Origin of the sequence: Gluconobacter frateurii (genome assembly GCF_002723955.1) — a bacterium.
GTDB lineage: Bacteria > Pseudomonadota > Alphaproteobacteria > Acetobacterales > Acetobacteraceae > Gluconobacter > Gluconobacter frateurii.
The window spans coordinates 302,501-325,052 of record NZ_BEWN01000004.1 but is presented as its reverse complement, the minus strand read 5'-3'; the positions used below and the strand labels follow the sequence as shown (position 1 = coordinate 325,052).

Genomic DNA, 22,552 nt, shown 5'->3' with positions numbered 1-22,552 from the left:
AGGAAATTCGAACAATGCGTGAAGCAGTGAACGCCACAGTTGCGTCTAAAATCAACGAGCTGGAAGACCATCAGGCCCGTATTCTTGACGTTACATTTACCGTCGATCGTGCCCGTATGCCTGCCACGTTTGAGAAGAACATGGGCATCGTCGCTTCCCTGGGTAAGCGTATTGATGCGCTTCGTGCAGGGCTGCCAGCATGAGTGAGGTAATCGAGCGCCCGAAGGCTCAAGCGGTGGCAGCAAAAGCAAGCGCACCCCAGGCAGCGTCTATGATGGAGGTCATTGCAAATGCCGCCTCCAATCCAAACTGCGACATTGAGAAGATGCAGGCACTCTTGGCTATGCAGGATAAGCTCATTGAGCGTGAGGCGCGCGCAGAGTTCAGTGCGGCCATGGCAACGGCCTGTGGTGAAATTCCTCAGGTAGAGCGCAATGGTACCGTCTCTTTGAACGGGAAGGGGGGCTATAAGTTCACGAAATGGGAAGATATGGACCGGGTGATCCGCCCGATATTGGCGACTCACCATCTTCGCCTGTCCTTCAATACGCGATCAGCGGAAGGCAGCAACGCCAAGGTTATTATTGGCACGATCTCTCATGCCAATGGCCAGTCGCAGAGTGCTGAAATCGAACTGCCACTGGATGCAGGGCAGGGGCGCAATCCATTGCAGGGCTTTGGATCAACAATCTCTTACGGCAAGCGGTACTGCGCTGAAATGCTGCTGAATATTGTCCGATGCGATGAAGATACTGATGGCCGCTACAAGAGCGGGCCTCCGGCCGAGGGGATCACAGCGGAACAAAAAGACGAGATTATCGAACTACTTAAGCAAAGCGGGAAAGACACGTTACAGTTTCTCGCCTGGGTCGGCGTGAAAACGCTCGACGAGATGACGCCCGATCAGTTCGTTCGCGGGAAAAGCGGATTGCTTAAGGCAGTGAAGGGGGCACCGCGGCCATGAAGATTCATGACGTTATTCAGGGAACCCTTGAGTGGAAGACATTACGCCTTGGCATCCCAACCGCCTCCGAGTTCGACAAGATCATCACCTCAGCCGGCAATCTGTCCAGTCAGGCTCCGGCTTTCGCAGCGCGCCTAGTGGCAGAGATCATCCTTGGGCGATCGATGGAAGCCGATCTTTCAAACGTTGATGCGATCTCTCGCGGCAATGAATTGGAGCCTATGGCTGCGCTTGCCTACGAGTTTGAATTCGGCGTCACCACTGAGAAAGTGGGCTTCATCACCAATGACGAAGGGACCATCGGCATTAGCCCCGACCGGCTAGTCGGCACTGATGGTATGGTGGAGATCAAGTGTCCGTTCGCTCCGGCGCATGTCCTGTACATGACGCAAGGCTTTGACCGGAAATACTATCCGCAAGTTCAGGGGCAACTCCTTTTCGCCGAACGTGAATGGAATGATCGCGTGTCTTACAGCGATGAACTCCCGCTCTACACAGAGCGCACGTTTCGCGATGAGCCATTCATCAAGAAGCTCGATGAGGCCCTCAAGAACTTTCACGAACTCAAAATGGAAATGCTCGAAAAGGTGCGCCGTGCAGGCTCGCTAGATCTGGGAGCCGCCGCATGACCCGCGACCTGAACCAGAACATGAACGCTGCCATCTGGGTGCAGCAGATGGCGGAGACGTTGCGGGAAACGGCAAGCGAGTGGAAGCACACGCCGTGGGGCCGAGACCTCACGAGCGATGTTGCGCAGATTGAGCGCCTGGACGGGCGGTTTGTTGGGGGTGAGGCATGACCCACGCGATCCCCACCCTAATCGAGGCGCTAGCCCTCGTGATCCTGTTCCACCTGTCGGCCGGTCAGCGGCCGGGGAGTGTTTGAGATGAATGAGATGAAGCCGGTTGCTTGGCTCTATAAGGCCAGAATTTCGGGAACCGACACTTGGAATACGCAAGTTTATAGCCGCAAGCCAGTCGCAGATGCTGACTGGGTCAAGGGCATCACGCCCCTCTACACAGCGGACCAGCTTGCCGAGGCTGTGGCTGCGGAGAGGGCGAAGGGCGCGGAAATTGCCAGGTATCTTTCTCCTGAGCTTGCATCAGTTCTTCGTCAGAAATTCCCCGGGGCTGCCGTTACGCTTTCCGCCCACAAAACTCATACGCGGTACATCCCAGTCTATTACAGCCCCGCCAACGTCGCCGCGCTGGAAGCGGCTGCCACTCGCTACCGTATCGTGCGGCAGCGATTTCTTGAGGATGCGCGCAATCAGGGTGAGATTCTGACCGCAGATCAGTTTGATGCGAAGGTAGACGGAGACGTGGAGGCCCGCGCTGCCCTCACACGCGAGGGAGGGGTGTGATGGGTATGCCGATGAAAGGTGACGGTTGCACATACCGCCCAAAGGCTGGCGAGAGCGCGCTAATCTCGGGGCCGCATTGCGATAACGAGCACGGCTACACTTATGCAGAAATGGAGGTTCTTTGGACGGATGCGCTGTTTTGCATAGCGCGAACTCCCGGTTGCTGGCCGTGTGTCTGGAAATGGGAACACATTCGGTCGAAGCCCATCGCAGGAGACCCGGCATGAGCGGGCGGACGGATACGGATCAGATGGTTGACCATTGCGATTACTGCGATCGAACGGAGTTTGGTGGAGCGTGCCTGCATGAAAACCCATGCCGGGCATGGAAGGCTTTCAAAGAGGAAGAAGAAGCCATGGACGCGGAGGAACGGGGATGAGTGATGCGATGACGCGCGTCGAGTTCAAGTGCGATCTACTGGAAGCTCTTCAAGAGCAGGGCATGGCCCGCAAAGAAAAGCTCGGAGTTCCTCCTGGCGATAGAGTTGATCGCGTCCTCTACGATCTGGACCGTATGGGATGGACTATAGTCCGGAAGGGAGAAAATCCATGACCAACCCAACAGACCCAACCCTAACCCGCCCGCAACGTGACGTCCTGAACCTGCTGCGGGCAGAGCCGGACGTCTGGCACGCACCAACGCACAAAGGACGGTTCGCGTATCCGTTCCTCGTTCGTCGCGGGCTGGCAGAGCGCAGCCCGGACGGGCTGTATCGCGCCATTAAGGTGAGGGAGGAGCGCGATGGGTGAGACGCCCGACGATACGATGACTTTTCAGGACGTGCTTGTGCGTCTCAAGGGGCGCATAGGGAGAACGAAACTCAGGGAGCACCTGAGCCGGGTCCGCGAATTTCATGGAGGTCCAACGCATCGTCGTTGGGGCAGCCGCATCATTTTCTATCCGGCGGATTACAGCCGCCTTCTTCTGAGCCTGGAATGCCCCTCAAAGTCTACAAGCGCCCCAATTCAGAAACGCTCTATGTCCGTGGAACCGTCAAAGGACAGAGCATTTACGAAAGCACAGGAACTGCTGACCCAAGGCAGGCGGAAGAGTACCGCGCCAAACGGGAGGCAGAACTCTGGCAAGAAAGCATCTACGGCAAACGCGCCGTTGTAACATTTGCTCATGCTGTAACGGCTTATCTGGAAGCTGAGCCAAGGTCAGATGCGACCAAGGCTTATCTTCTCAGGCTTCTTGAGCATTTCGGCACTACTCGGTTGGCGGACATTGATCAGTCTGCTCTAGATCAGGCTTATCGGCACATCCTCCGTGATGGAGCCGAGGCCAGTCCTGCCACGAAAGTCAGGTCTGTTCTGACGCCGTTGCGGTCTGTCATGGAGTTTGCAGCGATACGAAAATGGTGCGACCGGCCTGCGTTCGATAAGCCGCGCATACCTGCGGGCCGCACGATCTATTTGCGTCCGGAACAGGTAACGCGGATCATTGACAGCGCGGCGCTGCATTTGAAACCGCTGTTGGTCTTTCTATTTGGAACTGGGGCCAGAATGTCAGAGGCCTTGGAACTTGATTGGTCCAGTGTTGATCTGCGCGGACAACGAGCGGTCGTGTGGCAAAAGCAGGGGAATGAACGGCACATCGACCTGCCCCCACGAGTATGCGCCGCCTTGGCCGCTTTGCCGAATCGGGATGGGAGGGTGTTTCGCCCGGTTCGATCTCGAAAATCAGGAAGCGGGCAGGGGAAGGAGGTAGGGTCAGCTTATTTTGAAAATGGCAGAACCAGTGGCGGCCAGATCAAATCAGGCTGGTCAGTCGCCTGCCACAAGGCTGGTCTGCCCGGAAAGATGCGGACATGGGTGCCGAAAGGGAAGCAGACAGAACGTCATTTCTTCGTTCCAGACGTTACCCCTCACGATGCTCGTCACACATGGGCGAGCTGGCAATACTGTATTCATAAGGATCTTATGAAACTGAAAGCAGATGGCGGCTGGGGAAACATCACCACGGTCACTCGGTACGCCAAAGTGATGCCCGATGCCTACCGAGATGAGATTATGGAGTGGCTGGGGATAACTGCCTGAATGTGCAAAATTGGTGCAGTCCATAATCGGACTACGCTACAGCCCCTGATAAACTGCCATTTTCTGTAGGTATTCAACTACCTTGACATGGTAGGGGTCACAGGTTCAATCCCTGTTGCGCCCACCACCCGATCCAGTCAAAATTTCCTGAGAAATCTTCGCTAAATCTAACAGATTTGACCCGATTTTTTAGCATGTCTTGCTTTATTCGGCTTGCCGTTCGATGTCATTTGCGCCCGCCTAGATTTTTCTTGCTCAGAAAAAAGTGGGGGGATTTGAGAATGCCGAATTGCTTTTTCATTCTCGCGATTTCTTGGGTGACACAGACCTCTTGAACAGTGGCCGCAGCGCTGATGTCGCCTAGTGGGGTGCGGCACACCGGTCTCTGTTTCCTTAACATCTGGTCCTATGGTCCGCTATAGTCCCCGACCCATCGCCCTGCCGGCGAGTGGAAGGACAGCGCTTTCTTCTCAGCAGCTGGCGTGGACCGATGGGCTTTCGAATACTGCACCATTGCAAGTTCACGACGATCAGGTCTTCGGACACTCCTGCAAAAGAAAGAAATTATGCAGACAAAAAAGAGGTGATTTGAGCGTTCAGGTTAACGTCCAGTTGGACTGAAAATGTCACCATTTTTCATTGTAAATCCCCCTTAAGCCGCTCTAATGCAATAAATGCATGAACCAACCGTTAGGGATTGCTGTTCTGAGTGAGGGAACCTTTGACGAGGACGTTTCCCTTGTCGTCTATCGAAAAGACATCACCATTTGTCGAGTTCCCGATCTTGACCTTATGCTTGGGAGCATCTTCATAGACGTAGCGGGCGCAGTTTGCGTCGAGACAGACTTTGCCAGAACTGTATAAATTACCGGACAATTTCAACGAAGCCGCACTTATCGTCTGTGCTGTCATCGCCCCCAGAATGCTGACGGTGTTTGATGGATTTCCAATTGTACAGTTAGAAGATCCGCATATGTTAACATTCAATGGCCCTGTAGAAGTCATGACATTATAAGGCTGACCTCCAACGTTAAATCCGTAACCGCTCGTTGAATTCGAGAATACCTGCGGAACGAAAAGGGCTTTTCCCTTTACATTTACATTTCCTTTCGCCGAAATCCCAACGTTTCCACCTGTGGTTTCCGAGAATGCAAATGTATTATCCATATTATTGGCGACACACATGACGTTTGTGGTGTTGCATCCGAGAATACGATCACCTGAGTAATTCGGGAAATTCGCGGATGTATTCCCAATCACCGAAATATAGGCAGATCCTGAAACATCTATGGACGGGCCATTGAGTGTTAAGGACTTATTTCCGATAACAGATGCGACCGAATATGAGCCCAGCCTGATAAAGGTCTCTGGATGGCCAGCGGATCCGTCACCGTTGATTTGAAGTCCAGATACCGTTGCATCCTGTCCTTTGGTGATATTTACGCCATAAAATTGATCGATGCTTGGTGCGTAATGTAAAATCAGGCCATCATGAACGGATACCTGGTTCATTCCCGCGGTATAAATACCGGAAGAGTGGGAATTGACATGAAAATTGTTGACCAGAAGCAACTCAGCTACCGCATTCTGAGGCGCGGTGGCGGTACTGTCCCAATAAATACCGTAGTCATTTGCTATGGCTTCAGAGTTCGTTACAAACACACCCTGAACCGCGCCGCCGATCCGGATACCCGTGCGTGATCCGACAAAAACGGAATTCACGATCTTTGCGTCAATGGCGTAGATATTTCCCGCAGAAGTTGGGCCAAGGGCTCCGAAAATCCCTATCGCATAGCTATCAACTGTATCGGCTCCATTGGAGTTCGGGAAACCGTTGACGTAGAGGTGATTTATTTGGGGGCCAATATTGCGGAATACCGCCCCGGTCTGCCATGCGACAGCCTGATTGGTTCCATCAATCTGCACGTTGGATACGACCGCCTGGACATTCCCGTGAGGGGCCGTGACACTGAGGGCCTGATTACTCACGCCCGAGGCAACTGAGCGCTGAACATGCAGATCAGAGATATCCAGGCCGCCGCCCTGCATCGAGATGACAAGGCCATCTGTCCCGGAAAAGCGAAGGGTGCTGGAAGTGATGCCACTTCCTCTAATTGATATGCTGCGTCCATCGAGAGTTGAGAAGGAAAGCGGAGATGAAATAAGACATACCCCATAAGGGATATATATTCTCACGCCGTGGGCATATTTAGGATTTGTAGATACATCAGTGATTGCCGCCTGGGCACTGGCTGTGTCGTCAGTTGTGCCGTCGCATTTTGCGCCGTAATCAGCAATGCTTACGATGTCGGAAAAATGTGCCGCAACAGATCGGCCAACAGGGCCGCCTCCTATTGCTACCCCGTTGCTAACATCTGTCCCGGTATCCGTACCGCCAACCCGGGACCCATTGGCAGAATTCAGCTTTCCCTGCATGGATACGGAAATATGGTGAAGGTCATCCTGATTTGCTTTCAGCGTATCAAATTGCTGACGCATTGTGTCAGGCACTCTTTGCCCACTCCGCCAATCCATCCCTGACGGTGCTCCATAGGCAAACATGGGCGCGAGAAGGGCGACAAAAAACGGACGCTTCACAGGTCGTCTCCAATCTCGTCAGAACCTGCAACAAAAGCGTCGATCAGGTTAGGCGGGTATAGAGTTTCATTGGATGATTTCGACAGGCCATAAGGAAACGACCCGCGTATCAAGGCGGCCGACGTCAGGAGATCAGCGCATCGTTGCTCTCCACCGACTGCATCATGGGCAGATCTTGCAGGAGCAGCAGCGCGGCAAGTTCCCATTCCGGCGGCGGCTCTGATCAAGAGCGGTTTCCCCCTCTTTCTGAATAGGCGCAACCTGCTTCTTTACATCTGCATCCAACTGCGGCTGGGTCAATGGCAGCTCTATCAGTTTCGTGCAGCTGTAATTTTCCACAGATAGTTTCACCAATCATAAGGAGATATTACGGGTCGCACGCACAAGTGCTACCGGTTTCTTAAAATATGGCACTGCTTTGACGTGACATTGCCATAGGTTTAATGCCAGTGGCGCCGACTTTTCGATCGGCTCGACCCTTAAAAAATTTCTGCTATCAAGAAAAATTCAAAGAGCCATCGTATTATCCCGTTTCGGACTTCCTAAAGCGCGCCGTAGCTAGACAATACGCATAGGTTCCAACTGAATATCCGTTCCAGAAACGGTAATTATATTTTTTTATACTAGCATAATACTAATCCCAACCCGATCAATATATGTATCATGTTTTATTTCTTGATCATTTACAGGTATCAGATTAATATCTGAATGGGTCCCAGTCTTTTCTCCATTTTCCGCGCCAGGAAAATGATCGCAAGCAAACACCACATATCTTTCGGGTAAACTTGTTTTCAAAGATTTATGAGAAATTTTTCCTTTACCTCAGATGCGGGATTGCCCGACTTCCGTGAAACACGCCTCTTACTGGCCCATGCGAGATTAATGACGAAGCGACAACGCGCCAACACATAAAAAAAGCCGCCCAGAAGGGCGGCTTTTTCTCATGGGCAATGAAGCCCAAGCGTCATGCGACCTTAAGAGCGACCGCAGACTTCTTGCCGTTACGGCCTGCTTCAACTTCGAAGGAGACCTGCTGGCCTTCGTTCAAAGTGCGAATGCCAGCGCGCTCAAGCTCAGAGATGTGAACGAACACATCCTGCGCGCCACCTTCTGGCTGAATGAAACCGAAACCCTTGGTCGGGTTGAACCATTTTACGGTGCCTGTTGTCATAACGAGGCTCCTTATTAGAAAGGCGGTCGCGCGCAAAACACGCACGCAATCATAACTTTTAGGGGAAGAATTGATGCAACGCGCATCCATGACCCGGCTAAAAGCATCCGCCAAAAGAACTATGCACCCATATGACAGACAAACGCAAGGGAAATAAAAAATACCCCCCAAACAAACCAATAAATCCATTAAAAATCACGATCAAATTTACTGATTCATCTTTGAATAAAAGTCCAGAAATTCCAATTTTTACTATTCTTCGAAAACTACCATTTTCCATAAAGATTGATTTTTAATTCCTGCGAGAAACATCCCCGGAGATAAAGAGGTAAAAAAAGCCGGACTGCATCGAGAGCAGACCGGCTTTTTCTTAACGCTCAGAAAAAACTTATTCGCCGTCGTTAACGTCGTCTTCTTCACCGTCGTCGTAAAGAACTTCCTCAACGGTGATGACAAGAGGATCATTCTCGCTCAGAAGATCCGCAACCGCGTTTGCTTCATCTTCTTCTTCATAAAGCTCGGCATCGCCCGGATCCGAAACCCACTTCTCGGCAGGGTTCCAGAATTCGTCATCACCATTCTCCAGCTCACGACGGATCAGGTAACCTGCAACCTCTGCACCAGCAATTTCTTCATCGGCCATTATATGGTCCTCCTTTACGAAAGGAGAGGCCGTTTCAAGGGTTGTGTCAATTCCCTCACAACCACAGAATCAGCCCTAAATGGCCCACAAATCATGAAACATTTTCGACAGACCTTTACCTATTAAAGACTGCAGACACGCCCAGCCTTCATAAGTCAGCCATATTCATGCCTCAGCCTCCCCAAACATCGGCATTACCGATCACTATGATAAAATTTTTCCTTCAGAAAGCGGATTTTTCTACCGCCGACAAATTAAAGAGGGTAGATCTAGTCCAGATTAATGGAGGACACCCTCATGACCGAGAATATCTCCAGGATGACCCACGAAAACAGGGTCGATGCGTCGATCAAAGGTGGAATGCTGGAAGCCTGCGCCAAACATTCGGATATGTTCCTTACGCCTCGCCATACAGACGAAACAGCCGGGATTCTATGGGCCGTCAACCCAGCCCCAGGATGCCACGAATTGAACCGCCACAGCATCCTGAAACACCACGACCATGATGGACACATATATTTCCCCCGGCCTGGACTTCAGATCAAATAATAAAAATAGATCCTTCCTTATGGGTTACAGTCCGTTAACTGACGACCAACACATTCAATCACCCCGCTCTCTCAAAGCCCTTCCGAAGTGATTTATAATTTACTCGCATCATTCTGATACATGGCATATTCTTGAGCGTATGACAGAGCAAACCGACATTGACGACCCTGAAGACGAAGTCGCACTGGATGCCACAGAGGACGGAGAGTCTTTACTCTCCAGTCTTATGCTTCCCGTTTGCATCCTGATCGGTCTGTCCATCGTTGGAATCGTGATCGGTATCAGTTTCCTCTAATGAGGACCCTACGGGCGGTTGTTCAGTCCCAGAAAAAGGACTGGACCCCTTCTGGCTTTGTCGCATCCAACCAGCCCTGAAGCATGTAAGCGGCTGCCATTTTGTCGACCACTTCAGCGCGTCTGCCCCGGGTCATATCCGCGTCCTGAATCAGGAAACGGTTGACAGCACTCGATGACAGTCTTTCGTCCCAGAGACATGCCGGAACTCCCAAGCGCTCCGAAAGTGCTGTCGTCCAATCAGATGCTGCGCGCGCTGCGGGCCCAAAAGATCCATCAAGTGACAACGGCAACCCGACCACAATCGCACCAACATCCTGCCGCTTGGCAATATCTGCGAGTTCCTTCGCATTTTCCCCAAGTTTCCGCCGTTTCAGACCGATGAGAGGGGAGGCAAGCATGAGGGAAACATCGGTCACTGCAACGCCGATCGTCTTCGATCCTGGGTCTATTCCAAGGATGCGCTGATCAGTTTGAAGGACATTACGGAGGTCATGTGGATTGAACAGGGACATAACCCGGCGTTATGATCTGTCTGACGGCTGAAAAGCTACCATAATTTCCTCTTTTTCAGGAATGTTCATGTCGCTCGACGCGAAAACGGTCACGCGCATCGCCAGATTGGCGAGAATTGGTCTCGAACCGGGAGAGGTTGACGCTCTCGGCAAGGAGATGGGTTCCATCATAGACTGGGTGGAACAGCTTAACGAAGTGGACGTCACGGATGTGCCTCCCATGATCGGCACAGGTCTTGCCAAGCCACGCCTGCGGGAAGACCGCGTCACGGACGGCAATCGCCGCGATGACGTGCTCTCCAACGCTCCGGACCGTGAAGGTCCGTTCTATACGGTTCCGAAGGTGGTTGAATAATGTCCGGCATGCACGATTTTACGCTGGCTTCCGCCCGGGACGCTCTCAAGGCTCGCAAGATTTCCGCCGTTGAGCTGACGAACGCTCATCTTGATGCCATCGAGCGTCTGGACGGCCGCCTCAACAGCTTCATCACCCGCACGCCCGATCAGGCTCGTGTCGCCGCCAAGGCGGCTGATGAGGTTCTTGCGAAAGGTGAGGGCGGGGCACTGACCGGCATCCCGCTCGGCATCAAGGACCTGTTCTGCACAAATGGCGTTCGCACAACGGCGGCCAGCAAGATCCTTGGCAATTTTGTCCCACCTTATGAAAGCACGGTGACGTCCAATCTGCTGCGTGATGGTGCGGTTTTTCTGGGCAAGCTAAACCTTGACGAATTCGCCATGGGGTCCGCTAACCTGACCTCCGCCTTTGGCCCGGTTGAAAACCCTTGGAAGCGCAATGGCTCTGATGCCAAGCTAGTTCCGGGTGGCTCTTCCGGTGGTTCCGCTGCGGCTGTGGCTGCTGGTCTGGTTCTGGGCGCAACAGGCACGGACACAGGCGGTTCAATCCGTCAACCGGCCGCCTTCACAGGCATTGCCGGAATCAAGCCTACCTACGGTCGCTGCTCCCGCTTCGGTACGATCGCTTTTGCAAGCTCACTGGATCAGGCTGGTCCCATGGCTCGCAACTTGCAGGATTGTGCCATTCTTCTGGAATCCATGGCGGGTTTCGATGAACGGGATTCCACAAGCGTCGACACACCCGTTCCAAACTACGAAGCGGCCCTGACACGCGGCGTCAGAGGTCTGCGCGTTGGAATTCCCAAGGAATATCACGCTCCGGGCATGCCTGCGGAAATTGAGGCCCTCTGGCAGCAGGGTATCAACTGGCTGAAGGCCGCCGGTGCGGAGATCGTCGATATTTCCCTGCCGCACACGAAGTACGGTCTGCCGACCTATTACATCGCAGCACTGGCAGAAGCTTCGTCCAATCTGGCGCGGTATGATGGCGTTCGGTTCGGTGAGCGCGTTAATGGCTCCTCGCTGGATGCACTTTACGAAGCCACCCGTGCAGCAGGGTTTGGCGAGGAAGTGAAGCGTCGTATCCTCATCGGCACGCACGTTCTGTCGTCTGGCTATTACGATGCCTACTATCTGCGGGCGCAGAAGGTACGCACCCTGATCCAGCGTGACTTCCTGAGTGCCTACGAAAACGTGGACGTGATCCTGACGCCGACTGCTCCATCCGGTGCCTTTGCACAGGACGAAAAGCCAACCGATCCGGTGCAGATGTATCTCAACGACGTCTTTACTGTTCCGGCGAGCATGGCTGGTGTTCCGGCTCTGTCCGTTCCGGCCGGTCTGGACGCACAGGGCGTTCCGCTTGGGCTTCAGTTGATCGGCAAATTCTTCGATGAGGAAACACTGATTGCCGCAGGCCACGTCATCGAACAGGCTGCGTCCTTCACCCACAGACCCGCCATCCATGCAGGAGTGTCGGCATGAGCTATCGTATCACCGGCAACACCGGCGAATGGGAAATCGTCGTCGGGCTGGAAGTTCATGCCCAGGTCATCAGTAATGCCAAGTTGTTTTCCGGCGCGTCCGCCTCTTACGGTGGCGAGCCGAATACGCATGTCAGCCTGATTGATGCAGGATTTCCGGGCATGCTGCCTGTTCTGAACCGGGAATGTGTCGCTCAGGCTGTCCGCACCGGCCTTGGCCTGAATGCACAGATTAACCTGTTCAGCCGCTTCGATCGCAAGAACTATTTCTATGCCGATCTTCCGACAGGCTATCAGATCAGCCAGTTCGCTCACCCGATTGTGGGTGAGGGCAAAGTACTGGTTGATCTGGCAGACGGAAGCACGCGTGAAATCGGTGTCACGCGCCTTCATCTAGAACAGGACGCAGGCAAGTCCGTCCACGATCAGGACCCGACGCGCTCCTTCATCGACCTGAACCGTGCTGGCGTGGCGCTGATGGAAATCGTTAGCGAGCCAGATATCCGTTCACCCGAAGAAGCTGGGGCTTATCTGCGTAAGCTGCGCCAGATCCTGCGCTACATCGGAACCTGCGATGGCAACATGGAAGAAGGCTCCATGCGTGCGGACGTCAACGTTTCCGTGCGGAAGCCGGGCGAGGAGGGGTATCGGACCCGCTGCGAGATCAAGAACGTCAACTCGATCCGCTACGTCATGCAGTCAATAGAGGTCGAAGCACAGCGCCAGATCGAAATCTGGGAAGCGGGCGGAGAAGTCGATCAGGAAACACGCCTGTTCGATCACGTCCGCAGCGAAACACGCTCGCTTCGCTCCAAAGAAGACGCGCATGATTATCGCTACTTCCCGGACCCGGATCTTCTGCCGCTCGTCATCGAACAGTCCTGGGTTGATGAACTGAAAGCCGCTCTCCCTGAGCTGCCAGAAGCCAAGCGCGAACGCCTGGAGCAGGACTACGGTGTCAGCCGTTATGAAGCCAGCGTCCTGACCGCCGAGCAGGCGGTCGCAGACTTCTACGAGACCGTGGCAAAGGGCGCAGATGCCCGTCTGGCTACAAACTGGATGCTCGGGGATTTCTTCGCAGCCCTGAATCGGACTGGCCGTTCCATTGAGGACAGCCCGGTCAGTGCAGAAGGCCTGCGTGAGCTTCTGGCTTTGATTTCGGACTCCACGATCAATGGCAAGATCGCCAAGGAAGTCCTTGAAGACATGGTAGAAACCGGCGAATCGGCTTCCGCAATCGTTGAACGCAAGGGGCTCCGTCAGGTTACAGATACCGGAGCGATCGAGACCTCTATCCGCGAAATTCTCGCGGCGAATGCTGACAAGGTTGCGGAATACAAATCCGGCAAGGACAAGCTGTTTGGCTTCTTCGTAGGTCAGACAATGAAAGCCATGAAGGGGAAGGGTAACCCGGCCCTTGTCAACGAAATGCTGAAAAAGCTGCTTTCAGAATAAGACGTGAAAAAAGTGCTCTTAGGGGGTTTGACGGCGAGCGGATTCCCCCCTAAGAACGCTCCTGCACACGCGGTGTCAAAACCGCGTATCAGTGCGGAGGGGTGGCCGAGAGGCTGAAGGCGGCGGATTGCTAATCCGTTATACGATGTAAGTCGTATCGTGGGTTCGAATCCCATCCCCTCCGCCACTTACTCGAACAACCATCTCATATTTCTGTTCTAATAACGGAATAGAAACTTTTCAGCTGCACTAGCGTATCTCTCACTTAACCTAACAGAGATCCCGCTATGAGCCTGATCCTTCTTATCATTTTGGTACTCCTCTTGATCGGAGCACTCCCCACTTGGCCATATAGCTCCCGGTGGGGGTACTATCCTTCAGGCGGTTTGGGTCTTGTTGTCGTTATCGTTGTAATTCTTGTTTTGATGGGACAACTATAACCTATCGAATACAGCACAAAGAGGGTGTGGAGCTTAGGCTCCACACTCTCTTTTGTTTCCACTCATCCTAATGCGTGAGTGCGGACGCCAGTACATCATTCATAACGGAGGCACCGGAATGATGACAGGAGGCTTCTGACGCTGCGCGTATTCAGGCAACTGAGACCGATTTGATGCAGCATTCATGACGCGTCCCGTTGCATAAAGATCCACGAGAAGCTGATCGCCAGTCACTAGCCGCTTGGAAGTAGAGAACACTCCCGCAACGGCCAGTGCGTCATATACCAGTTCAAAGCAATAGGGTTGTTTGAGTCTCTGCATCGATTGAATGCGAAACGCCCACCCAGCGATCGCTAGTATATCGTAACCCATACCGACCATAATTCTGGCAGTAAGTTAGAGCTCGAGCAGCTTCTTCTTCAGTCAACCGAATTTCAAAGCAGCAACCTTTTCTTGGAGGCATTCCAAAGTCTGGATCAGAAAGACCCACCGCCACAACACGAGGCACGGTTGCTGAGAAGATCTTGCCATCAAACTCAATCGTCGCATGACTGTATGCACTCTCGAGCCGCCAGCAGATCAGTTCTCCAAACCCGTCCGCCGGATAATAGAGACGAACACGAGCGCTCATGGGGAAACATGTAGAGTGCGAAGGGCCTGCTCCTCCGTCATATGCGGCGCAGAGACCGATACAATTCCCAGCACCCCCTCAAACACAGACAATACCGTTTTCAACGCGGATAAGGCCGTGTTGGCATTTACCAAAATTGAATTGGGAACTGTAGAGGCCGCCTGAGACACAGCAATTCCCAGTAATGACGTGACGCTCTGCAAATCTACCAGAACAGAATCTATCTGGCTTTTGAAAGACGTACTGTCATAACTGACCATCACCTTTGAACCTGCACCATCCGAAAAAGCCTTCAGAGCGGACTGGAGTGCCACATCGGCAGCCTCAATCACCGCAACCGTCGGAGCACCAATCGCTGAAGATACGGCGGCAATGGAGAGGATCGTTGTTACCGCGTTAATACCAGCGGTTCCGTATGCTTTTACTTTTGCGACATTCAGGGTCACCGTTGTCACGTTTCCTGACGTTGTGACGGTACAGGCACCAAGAACTCCAAGAGCAGATCCGGCAGCAAGAACTTTAAGGAACGATCTACGATTATTAATCATGAATTCTCACTTAAATAATATTTCTAATTATTTTCAAAAAATACTTGCCCATCAAACAATCCATTTCCTAAAGCATCGTTACTTAGATAATGGCTTGAGGACATTTGCCCTTAGCAAGCTGTCGCCGCGCGCGCCAAATGCAAGACAATGTCAATTACAAATTGCTGTCGAAATAAAATCCGCCCCCTCCATGCGGGTGGGCAGGACAGAGCATTTTTACGAGATCAGACTTTCTTTGACGCGCCAGTGAACCTTTGGCGTCGTAAACGATTGAGTCTGCTCCTCGAAGGAGACAATCATGTCGTTTCAGGCTTACACCCACTTGGCGCACATAAGCAGCCTTTTTGATTATCCGGTAAGACCGGACCCTTATGACCCATTCCCAAATGGTGATCCCATGATTGATGATCCCTCTGAAGAAGAGCCAGAGTCAGAACCGGACGAGTGGCCCGCACCCGAACTTCCTGAAGAGCCAGGCCCGTCACCGTATCCGCCTTTGAAGGAATAGCTGTCTGCTCTCAGGAAAAGAGAAAAAGATTTTCTCGCTTATTCTTTTCTACGCCCAGATTAACAGAGAAACGTGTCTGGACATTTCCACCGGAAAGCGATTGCAGACACTTCTACTGAAACCAAGCGTCACACGGAATGTGTTGATGAGGCATGCTTGTCTGCCTATAGCCTAGGTAAAATCAGGCTTCGCATACCGGCACAGCAGAGCCAATCCCACTCTGAGCGAAGCCACCGTGCAACACTGGCTTTCAAGGGATTCTCACACTGTATCTTGGTGACAATTTTGATCCGTTTGTAGTCTTTCGGAATCTATGGGAGCTGTTGAAAGGGCTGTACGACCTTATGCTCTACCTCTATCATCTTTTGACAGGTTTCCCTCCGCAACACTGACCCAGATGAAACGTTATCGTCCGCCCGCTTATATCCGGCCGGCTTTTAACGGAGAAACATCATGAGGTTCCATCTGCTCTTGGGGCCCGTATTGCTTGCCCTGTCTTTGACGGCCTGCGTCGATCACAATCATCACGACCAGAGAGACCGCACCCACTGGCGCCAGGGCGACACGCCCGGTCCGTATTCAGGATACAAGCAAAACCGCTGGACAGCCCCGCACAACTGACATCGGTTTTTCTAGTTCTGGCGCCAGGCCAGCCTGACAGGTGTTGACCTGTAAGACATGAGATCCCGCCCGCGGCCTGCGCCAGAAACACTGCTTCCAGAATTTACAGCACGCCTGATCACACGAGGAGGGGGGCCGTAAATTACACGGGCCACGTTTCCCGATTGTGATTTCTGGGAGGCGGAGGCAGCACGAGAATAAATGTCCTGATTCTGACTGGACGAAGGCCACGCCTGTTCCGGCATCACGACCTTGGGCCCACTGCCTGTCATGACAATCTGAGGCAGGAAATCAGGGGGCCTGTAAGTATCTGGCTTCCCGTTCCAAACAGCCATCACATGGTGTTCGTATTCAGCACCTAATGCGGGTGTCAGTGAATGATAGGCCGCTGTTGCAGCCGGCCATCCATGCAGCTGTCCGAAGAGGTTCTTCAAGAAAGTAGCTCCGTAGCGAGCATTGCTGAGAGGGTCAAATGCCTCTTCAAGTGACGAAAACGCATCAGCATGATGGTGCAGATTGATCTGCATACATCCCACGTCGATTGAAACAATGCCTGACCGTCGAAAGTCCTCTACAGCAGAGATGGCTTCGGCTTTGGAGCCGTAAAAATATCCTCGCCCCGCAGCATTAACCGTCCAGGGCCACGCAACGACCCCGCCGGACAACGGATCGCGACGCCCACTTTCCACATGGCTGATAGCGCCTAGCAAACCAGACGGAATATCTGCTTCCCGCTCGGCGACAGCAACCGCCTCATGACAAACGCTGCCTGTAGCATCCCAGTCATTGGCATACCCAAAGCCGGGCAGCCCCAACACAATATAGAAGAGCAGAAAGAGATATTTCCCGGTCATACTGCTCTGTATGACCGGGAAATATGAATAAACGCTTATTGAATTAGGCGTTATTTCTCAGCAGCGGAGCGCAGGCATGTTCAAGCCATGCGAGCACGTCAGTTTCAACATCTGGTCCAACACGCGTCAGAACTTCAGCGTGATAGGCGTTCAGCCATGCCAGCTCAGCATCATCCAGCAACGTTACATCGATGAGTTCGCGATCAATCGGCGTATAGCTCAAAATCTCAAACTCAAGGAAAACACCCTTGGTTCCACGATAGGCCGACGGCTTCACCAGCATCAGATTTTCAATGCGGATGCCATATGCGCCCGGCTCGTAATATCCCGGTTCATTGGAAACGATCATGCCCGCTTCCAGAGGCGTAGGGCGAGGGGCAGGGGAAATGTTCTGCGGCCCCTCATGAACAGACAGATAACTGCCAATTCCATGACCAGTGCCGTGATCGTAATCCAGCCCGACTTCCCAAAGAGCCGCACGAGCCAGAGTATCCAGACGGTGTCCGGTCGTGCCCGGCGGAAACCGGACGCGAGACAGAGCAATGTTGCCCTTCAGAACACGCGTAAAGTTTTCCTTGATGGCCTGCGGTGCCGCATCGGGACCGATCCACACCGTGCGGGTAATATCCGTCGTACCGAATGGATACTGGCCACCACTATCAATCAGATAAACACTGTTTGGCGTCAGAACTCGATCTTTGCCGACTTCCGCACGATAATGCGGGTATGCGCCATTTGGTCCGGCCGCAGAAATCGCATCGAAACTCTGCTCCCGATAGTCAGAGGACTGTGCCCGAAAACCGTTCAGACGATCCACCAGATCGGTCTCATGCTGACCAGCTGCCGACACAGACAACGAGTGCAGGAACCTCGTCATCGCAATCCCGTCCAGCTTATGCGCCTGGCGTGATCCTTCCTGCTCCACACTGTTCTTGACGGCCTTGGGTAAGGTGCATGGATCATTGCCGTCCACAACTTTAACGCCCGCAGCCTTCAGGGTCGTTTCAAACCACACTGGTGTCGTCACCGGATCAAGCCGAACAACCTTACCCGCCAGCGCACCCAAACGCTCTTCAATACGAACCGGCGCATAGACCGCAACATCAGCGCCTAGAGCATTGGCTAAACTGGCATCAAGACGAGCAGGATCTACAAACAGTTCTGCCCGGCCGTCTGAATGCAGAATGCCATAACCATGCGCCACGGGGGTCAGGGGGACATCATTGCCACGAATATTCAGAAGCCACGCAATGGATGTGCAATCCGCCAGCACAACTGCGTCCTGAGCCGAATGCGTCAGAAAGACCGCAAGACGCTCCCGTTTGCTCGCACTGCTTTCGCCTGCCAGCGCCAGCGGTTGCTCAACAACTGTGCTCGCCGGAGCGACAGGTTGATCCGTCCAGGCCTGGTCAATCGGATTAACCGTCAGCGGGACCAGTTCAACGCCCGGCGCAGCCCATGAGGCAAGCATGGAGCGACTGACCAGCTTCGGATCGTAGCCCACGCTGAGACCAGCAGCCTTGTCTGCGAGCCAGTCCGAAGCTGGCTCCAGAGTCACATGCCTGCGCTCCCACAACGCATGCGGAACCTGCTCTTCCATCTGAACCGTATAACGACCATCGGAAAACACGGCCGCCGCATTCGGCAGAATGACAGCAAGACCCGCGCTTCCCGTAAAACCCGTCAGCCACGCAAGGCGGTCAGAGCAGGGGGCTACATATTCCCCGAGATATTCATCCCCCCGCGGAATGATGAACCCTGAAACACCCAGAGCCTCACAAGCCTTGCGGACAAGAGCAGGGCGCTCATTCAAGGGAATGGAAGAAACGGTCATGGAAAATCCTTTTCCGGTTCGAATGCCGCCTCAAGGCAGAGCGTCATGAAGAGAAGATCGAGCCAACGCCCGCCTTTTCGCCCAACCTGAGGTAAAATACCGCTGTTCTGAAAACCAAACTGGCGATGAAGAGCGACCGAGGCCTCATTGCCAGCCGTAATACCGGCCACCATGACGTGGAAGCCGGCCTGTTTGGCATGATCGATCAATCGGGCCAACAACCTGCGCCCAAGACCTCGTCCCTGGTGCTCGACATCCACATATACTGAGTGTTCGATCGTCTTGGCATAGCCCTCAAAGGCGCGAAAGGCCCCATAGGAGGCATACCCGCAAACGTCGCCATTTTCGTTAGTTGCCACAAACACCGGGAAACTCTGAGCCAAGCGATCCGAAACCCATTTCTGACGCTGCTCCAGCGTGAACGGAGTGCTGATCCACAAGGCATCCGTATGGGCAATCGCATGATTCGTGATCCGCAAAATTGCAGGCAGATCTTCATCCTGAACGTCCCGGATCACGAACCCCATTGTCAGCCTCGCTTGCGCAGGATCAGTGTCGCCCAGTCACCTTCACGCAAGAGCCGTTCAAGGACCAGCCCCTGACGACGATGCGCTACCAGAACCATATTGGCCTGCGTGTAAAGCAATCCAGCTAGAATGGCCGTTCCGTTCGGAGCCAGATTCAGCGCCAGAGACTGAGCCATCCGACAAAGCGGACGCGCCAGAATATTGGCAAACACCAGATCATACGGCGCTTTGATCCGCACCTGGTTGGTATTCCAACCATTACCAAACCGGCAGTCCAGCAGATTACCCTGGCCATTCAGCCGTGCGTTAGCCTTCGCCGTACGTACAGACCAAGGCTCAATATCAACAGCCAGGATGGGACGATGCAGAAGCTTGGCCGCCGCCATCGCCAGGATACCCGAGCCACATCCCATATCGAGGATATGACGTGGCTTACGATACGCCACCATCTCCAGAGCCCGCAGACACCCACGGGTGGAACCATGTTCACCAGAACCAAAGGCAATGCCCGCGTCCAGCGTGATAGTCAAACGGGACTGGTCTGGTGCGCCGTGCAGATGCGTGCCACGAATAGCGAAGCGCTTTCCAACATTCTGCTGCGGAAAGGACTCATAAGTCCGCGCCAGCCAGCCTTCAGCCTCGGTCGCTTCCCGAAGTAACTCGGCATCACATCCCGTCAGAAGGCGCGCAACAGCAAGAGCGCTCTCGAGCTCGTCTTCCTTGTAGCCAGTGTCCTTAACGCCTTCGATACGCCAGTATTTCTGTTCGTCATCGGCTTCAAAAATACCGACGGTCTCACAGACGCACATCAAAGCCTGCTCGAAGAGAGGGACGTATTCCTCCTCCACCGTAATGGACAGGGTTTCAAGCGCACTGGCATGGCGTCGGCCAATGCTGCGGGGTGCCATCACGATCTGATCTCCACGAAATTTGCCATGACGCGCTTGATGCCGCCATTTTCAAAGTTGATTTCAAGCCGGCTGCCATCCACCGCAATGACGGTGCCTTCGCCGAACTTCTGATGAAAAACCGTCGCCCCAACCGGAACATTCGCCTGCGGCTGCACATCCGTGATGCGTGGACGAGGGGTCTGAGGCATCCCGGAAGGACGGGTGCTCGTAAAAGGGCCAGACGCAAACATGGATGGGGCGGCCGCCGCCTGCCGCCGACTTTCCACGGATTGACCACCAATCTGGACGTATTCAGACGGAATTTCTTCAATAAACCGACTAGGCATTGAAGCCTGCCAGTTCGCATAAATACGTCGGCTGGCCGCGTGGACAACGATTGCGCGAAGCCGCGCCCGCGTCAGTCCAACATAGGCCAGACGTCGTTCTTCCTCCAACGCCCGGTTGCCGCCTTCATCCAGAGACCGCTGCGACGGAAAAACGCCTTCCTCCCAACCGGGAAGGAACACCGTATCGAACTCCAGCCCCTTGGAGCCGTGCAACGTCATGAGACTGACCTTGTCATCGGTCGTCTCGCTTTCCGTATCCATGACAAGCGCCACGTGTTCCAGAAAACCTTCAAGCGTCGCAAACTCACCAATAGCCCTTAAAAGCTCACGGATATTGTCGAGCCGCCCCGGCGCTTCCACAGACCGGTCATCGCGCCACATCTGAAGATAGCCACTATCTTCAAGCAGCTGCTCGACGGCCACCACCTGACCTTCCGTCTCAAGCGTCGCTTTCGCACGCTGAAACGCTTCCATCAGACTGGTCAGAGCCTCCTTGGACTTTCCCTTGAGAGTACCCTGTTCAATCTGCGTCAGAACAGCAGCGGTTAGCGGGCCGGGCAGAGTACGCGCCAGCCCATGCAACTTCTGCACCGCAACAGCACCCACACCACGCTTGGGAACATTGATGATGCGCTCGAACGCCAGATCGTCAGAAGGCTGCGACAGAACGCGCATATAAGCCAAGCAATCACGGATTTCCGCGCGTTCATAGAACCGCAAACCGCCGACAATCCGATAGGGGACACCTATCGTCATCAGGCGCTCTTCAAATGGCCGCGTCTGAAAGCCCGCACGCATCAGAATAGCCATTTCGGACAGGGGGTGCCCATCAGCTTGGAGACGCTCAATCGCACCACCAACAATCCTGGCTTCTTCATCGGAATCACGAACCCCAATGATCTGGACTTTCTCGCCCTGCGCGTCCTCGCGTCCGGGGCGAAGCGTCTTGCCCAGACGGCCTTCATTATGCGCGATCAACCCCGCAGCAGCAGCCAGGATCTGCGCCGTCGAACGATAATTCTGCTCCAGCCTTACGACCGCCGCGCCAGGAAAATCCTTCTCGAACCGCAAAATGTTTTCAACCTCGGCCCCACGCCAGGAATAGATCGACTGATCGTCATCCCCCACACAGGCAATGTTGGACGGACCATGCTCCCGCTTGGCCAGCAGGCGAAGCCAGAGATACTGAACCGTGTTGGTGTCCTGATACTCATCCACCAGAATATAGCGGAAAATCCGATGATACTGCGCCAGTACGTTCGGCTGGGATCGCAGGATCTCCACCATGTGCAGCATCAGATCGCCGAAATCGCAGGTATTCAGTTCCCGCAGCCTCAGCTGATAGGCCCGATAGATTGCCAGAGCGTGCCCGTTGGCAAAATCCGTATCCTCGGCAGGCGTTACCCGATCCGGGGTCAGCCCACGATCTTTCCAGCGCTGGATGATGCCCATGAGCTGGTTCGGCGGCCAACGCTTCGTATCCAGCCGAAACGGCTCCATGATCTGCTTCAGCAAACGAAGCTGATCATCCGTATCAAGAATATTGAACCCACTCGTCAGGCCCACATATTCCGCATGACGCCTCAGCATCCGCGCGCAAATGGCATGGAAGGTGCCAAGCCAAAGCCCCTCGGCAGGCTCGCCAAGGATCGCCCCAACACGTTCGCGCATTTCACGCGCAGCCTTGTTGGTGAAGGTCACGGCAAGGATCTGGCTCGGATAGGCGCGGCCCGTCAGCAGAAGATGGGCAAAACGCGTTGTCAGAACGCGTGTCTTTCCCGTACCTGCACCAGCAAGAATCAGAAGCGGGCCTTCGGTTGTCTCGATGGCACGTCTCTGCTCCGGGTTCAGGCGGGAGAGATATTCGGGCGTGGGGATGAGAGGGTCTTGCGGCACACTCCCGATATAGAGTGTGATGGT

28 protein-coding genes and 1 tRNA gene are annotated in these 22,552 nt (G+C 53.9%); 17 read left to right on the top strand and 12 right to left on the bottom strand.

All coding sequences use genetic code 11. The features are described from left to right. Positions 1 to 14: 14 nt before the first annotated feature. The 9 genes from GFR01_RS12355 (at position 15) to GFR01_RS12330 (ending at position 4,366) form a co-directional block, all read left to right on the top strand. On the top strand, positions 15 to 203 hold the full coding sequence (locus GFR01_RS12355; RefSeq protein WP_099182694.1) for a hypothetical protein: 189 nt from the start codon (positions 15 to 17) through the stop codon (positions 201 to 203). Further along, positions 200 to 964 carry an ERF family protein gene (locus GFR01_RS12350; protein WP_099182693.1) on the top strand — a complete coding sequence of 255 codons (765 nt, stop codon included), beginning with the start codon at positions 200 to 202 and terminating at the stop codon, positions 962 to 964. Before GFR01_RS12355 ends, GFR01_RS12350 begins: the two co-directional genes overlap by 4 nt. Continuing rightward, complete coding sequence (locus GFR01_RS12345; RefSeq protein WP_099182692.1) at positions 961 to 1,593, top strand: lambda exonuclease family protein; 633 nt, start codon at positions 961 to 963, stop codon at positions 1,591 to 1,593. The genes GFR01_RS12350 and GFR01_RS12345 overlap by 4 nt, the downstream gene beginning before the upstream one ends. Then, positions 1,590 to 1,763 (top strand): hypothetical protein, encoded by a 174-nt coding sequence (locus tag GFR01_RS15770; RefSeq protein WP_167384256.1) that lies wholly within the window; start codon positions 1,590 to 1,592, stop codon positions 1,761 to 1,763. The genes GFR01_RS12345 and GFR01_RS15770 overlap by 4 nt, the downstream gene beginning before the upstream one ends. Before the next feature lie 87 nt (positions 1,764 to 1,850). Next, complete coding sequence (locus tag GFR01_RS12340; protein WP_099182691.1) at positions 1,851 to 2,327, top strand: hypothetical protein; 477 nt, start codon at positions 1,851 to 1,853, stop codon at positions 2,325 to 2,327. A gap of 223 nt (positions 2,328 to 2,550) precedes the next feature. After that, on the top strand, positions 2,551 to 2,706 hold the full coding sequence (locus tag GFR01_RS15765) for a hypothetical protein (RefSeq protein WP_167384255.1): 156 nt from the start codon (positions 2,551 to 2,553) through the stop codon (positions 2,704 to 2,706). Further along, the gene (locus GFR01_RS15760; protein ID WP_167384254.1) at positions 2,703 to 2,879 is read left to right on the top strand and encodes a hypothetical protein; all 177 of its coding nucleotides are present in this window, start codon (positions 2,703 to 2,705) and stop codon (positions 2,877 to 2,879) included. The genes GFR01_RS15765 and GFR01_RS15760 overlap by 4 nt, the downstream gene beginning before the upstream one ends. Next, positions 2,876 to 3,076 (top strand): hypothetical protein, encoded by a 201-nt coding sequence (locus GFR01_RS12335; protein WP_099182690.1) that lies wholly within the window; start codon positions 2,876 to 2,878, stop codon positions 3,074 to 3,076. The genes GFR01_RS15760 and GFR01_RS12335 overlap by 4 nt, the downstream gene beginning before the upstream one ends. 186 nt (positions 3,077 to 3,262) lie before the next feature. Next, on the top strand, positions 3,263 to 4,366 hold the full coding sequence (locus tag GFR01_RS12330; protein ID WP_099182689.1) for a tyrosine-type recombinase/integrase: 1,104 nt from the start codon (positions 3,263 to 3,265) through the stop codon (positions 4,364 to 4,366). A 690-nt stretch (positions 4,367 to 5,056) separates the two neighbouring features. Here the strand turns inward: GFR01_RS12330 and GFR01_RS12325 are convergent. The 4 genes from GFR01_RS12325 to GFR01_RS12310 all read right to left on the bottom strand — a co-directional run bounded on the left by GFR01_RS12325 (position 5,057) and on the right by GFR01_RS12310 (position 8,778). After that, positions 5,057 to 6,865 carry a glycoside hydrolase family 55 protein gene (locus GFR01_RS12325; RefSeq protein WP_218016663.1) on the bottom strand — a complete coding sequence of 603 codons (1,809 nt, stop codon included), beginning with the start codon at positions 6,863 to 6,865 and terminating at the stop codon, positions 5,057 to 5,059. Between the two features lie 796 nt (positions 6,866 to 7,661). Further along, a complete protein-coding gene (locus GFR01_RS16245) occupies positions 7,662 to 7,763 on the bottom strand; it encodes a DUF2256 domain-containing protein (RefSeq protein WP_099182777.1) in 102 nt (33 codons plus the stop codon). A 165-nt stretch (positions 7,764 to 7,928) separates the two neighbouring features. Continuing rightward, positions 7,929 to 8,135 (bottom strand): cold-shock protein, encoded by a 207-nt coding sequence (locus tag GFR01_RS12315; RefSeq protein ID WP_063904640.1) that lies wholly within the window; start codon positions 8,133 to 8,135, stop codon positions 7,929 to 7,931. A 388-nt stretch (positions 8,136 to 8,523) separates the two neighbouring features. Then, positions 8,524 to 8,778 carry a hypothetical protein gene (locus GFR01_RS12310; protein WP_099182687.1) on the bottom strand — a complete coding sequence of 85 codons (255 nt, stop codon included), beginning with the start codon at positions 8,776 to 8,778 and terminating at the stop codon, positions 8,524 to 8,526. Between the two features lie 297 nt (positions 8,779 to 9,075). Between GFR01_RS12310 and GFR01_RS12305 the strand changes: the two genes are divergently transcribed. Both GFR01_RS12305 and GFR01_RS15755 read left to right on the top strand, forming a co-directional pair. Then, on the top strand, positions 9,076 to 9,327 hold the full coding sequence (locus GFR01_RS12305; RefSeq protein WP_167384245.1) for a hypothetical protein: 252 nt from the start codon (positions 9,076 to 9,078) through the stop codon (positions 9,325 to 9,327). Between the two features lie 139 nt (positions 9,328 to 9,466). Continuing rightward, positions 9,467 to 9,622 carry a hypothetical protein gene (locus tag GFR01_RS15755; protein WP_167384252.1) on the top strand — a complete coding sequence of 52 codons (156 nt, stop codon included), beginning with the start codon at positions 9,467 to 9,469 and terminating at the stop codon, positions 9,620 to 9,622. Positions 9,623 to 9,644: 22 nt separating this feature from the next. Here GFR01_RS15755 and ruvX read toward each other — a convergent pair whose 3' ends face one another. Further along, positions 9,645 to 10,136 (bottom strand): Holliday junction resolvase RuvX, encoded by a 492-nt coding sequence (gene ruvX, locus GFR01_RS12300; protein ID WP_099182685.1) that lies wholly within the window; start codon positions 10,134 to 10,136, stop codon positions 9,645 to 9,647. 67 nt (positions 10,137 to 10,203) lie between these two features. Between ruvX and gatC the strand changes: the two genes are divergently transcribed. The 5 genes from gatC (at position 10,204) to GFR01_RS12275 (ending at position 13,872) form a co-directional block, all read left to right on the top strand. Beyond that, on the top strand, positions 10,204 to 10,491 hold the full coding sequence (gatC, locus tag GFR01_RS12295) for an Asp-tRNA(Asn)/Glu-tRNA(Gln) amidotransferase subunit GatC (protein ID WP_023942393.1): 288 nt from the start codon (positions 10,204 to 10,206) through the stop codon (positions 10,489 to 10,491). Next, entirely contained in the window at positions 10,491 to 11,978 is a 1,488-nt protein-coding gene (gatA, locus tag GFR01_RS12290) for an Asp-tRNA(Asn)/Glu-tRNA(Gln) amidotransferase subunit GatA (protein WP_099182684.1), read from the top strand. The genes gatC and gatA overlap by 1 nt, the downstream gene beginning before the upstream one ends. After that, positions 11,975 to 13,432 (top strand): Asp-tRNA(Asn)/Glu-tRNA(Gln) amidotransferase subunit GatB, encoded by a 1,458-nt coding sequence (gene gatB / locus GFR01_RS12285; protein ID WP_099182683.1) that lies wholly within the window; start codon positions 11,975 to 11,977, stop codon positions 13,430 to 13,432. The genes gatA and gatB overlap by 4 nt, the downstream gene beginning before the upstream one ends. Positions 13,433 to 13,527: 95 nt before the next feature. Beyond that, positions 13,528 to 13,619: transfer RNA gene (locus GFR01_RS12280), tRNA-Ser, on the top strand. Between the two features lie 100 nt (positions 13,620 to 13,719). Continuing rightward, positions 13,720 to 13,872 (top strand): DUF3309 family protein, encoded by a 153-nt coding sequence (locus GFR01_RS12275; RefSeq protein ID WP_007281962.1) that lies wholly within the window; start codon positions 13,720 to 13,722, stop codon positions 13,870 to 13,872. A gap of 99 nt (positions 13,873 to 13,971) precedes the next feature. Here GFR01_RS12275 and GFR01_RS16065 read toward each other — a convergent pair whose 3' ends face one another. Together GFR01_RS16065 and GFR01_RS12265 are read right to left on the bottom strand one after the other, a co-directional pair. After that, positions 13,972 to 14,193: a hypothetical protein gene (locus GFR01_RS16065; RefSeq protein WP_145994572.1), complete on the bottom strand. Its 222-nt coding sequence runs from the start codon at positions 14,191 to 14,193 to the stop codon at positions 13,972 to 13,974. A 306-nt stretch (positions 14,194 to 14,499) separates the two neighbouring features. Beyond that, positions 14,500 to 15,051, bottom strand: a complete 552-nt coding sequence (locus tag GFR01_RS12265; RefSeq protein WP_099182681.1) for a twin-arginine translocation signal domain-containing protein — start codon at positions 15,049 to 15,051, stop codon at positions 14,500 to 14,502. A 961-nt stretch (positions 15,052 to 16,012) separates the two neighbouring features. On the opposite strand from GFR01_RS12265, the gene GFR01_RS15745 reads away from it, so the two are divergent. Next, complete coding sequence (locus GFR01_RS15745; protein WP_167384251.1) at positions 16,013 to 16,180, top strand: hypothetical protein; 168 nt, start codon at positions 16,013 to 16,015, stop codon at positions 16,178 to 16,180. 11 nt (positions 16,181 to 16,191) lie between these two features. On the opposite strand, the gene GFR01_RS12255 is transcribed toward GFR01_RS15745, so the two are convergent. From GFR01_RS12255 to GFR01_RS12235, 5 genes are read right to left on the bottom strand one after another with little or no spacing between them, the layout of a single operon-like run. Next, positions 16,192 to 17,034 carry a transglycosylase SLT domain-containing protein gene (locus GFR01_RS12255; protein WP_099182679.1) on the bottom strand — a complete coding sequence of 281 codons (843 nt, stop codon included), beginning with the start codon at positions 17,032 to 17,034 and terminating at the stop codon, positions 16,192 to 16,194. Positions 17,035 to 17,077: 43 nt separating this feature from the next. Beyond that, positions 17,078 to 18,868, bottom strand: coding sequence for an aminopeptidase P family protein (locus GFR01_RS12250; protein ID WP_099182678.1), 1,791 nt, complete (start codon positions 18,866 to 18,868; stop codon positions 17,078 to 17,080). Beyond that, positions 18,865 to 19,395: a GNAT family N-acetyltransferase gene (locus tag GFR01_RS12245; RefSeq protein ID WP_099182677.1), complete on the bottom strand. Its 531-nt coding sequence runs from the start codon at positions 19,393 to 19,395 to the stop codon at positions 18,865 to 18,867. The genes GFR01_RS12250 and GFR01_RS12245 overlap by 4 nt, the downstream gene beginning before the upstream one ends. A 2-nt stretch (positions 19,396 to 19,397) precedes the next feature. Beyond that, positions 19,398 to 20,303: a 50S ribosomal protein L11 methyltransferase gene (locus GFR01_RS12240; RefSeq protein ID WP_099182676.1), complete on the bottom strand. Its 906-nt coding sequence runs from the start codon at positions 20,301 to 20,303 to the stop codon at positions 19,398 to 19,400. Further along, positions 20,303 to 22,528, bottom strand: a complete 2,226-nt coding sequence (locus GFR01_RS12235; protein ID WP_099182675.1) for an ATP-dependent helicase — start codon at positions 22,526 to 22,528, stop codon at positions 20,303 to 20,305. Before GFR01_RS12235 ends, GFR01_RS12240 begins: the two co-directional genes overlap by 1 nt. Positions 22,529 to 22,552: the final 24 nt, after the last annotated feature.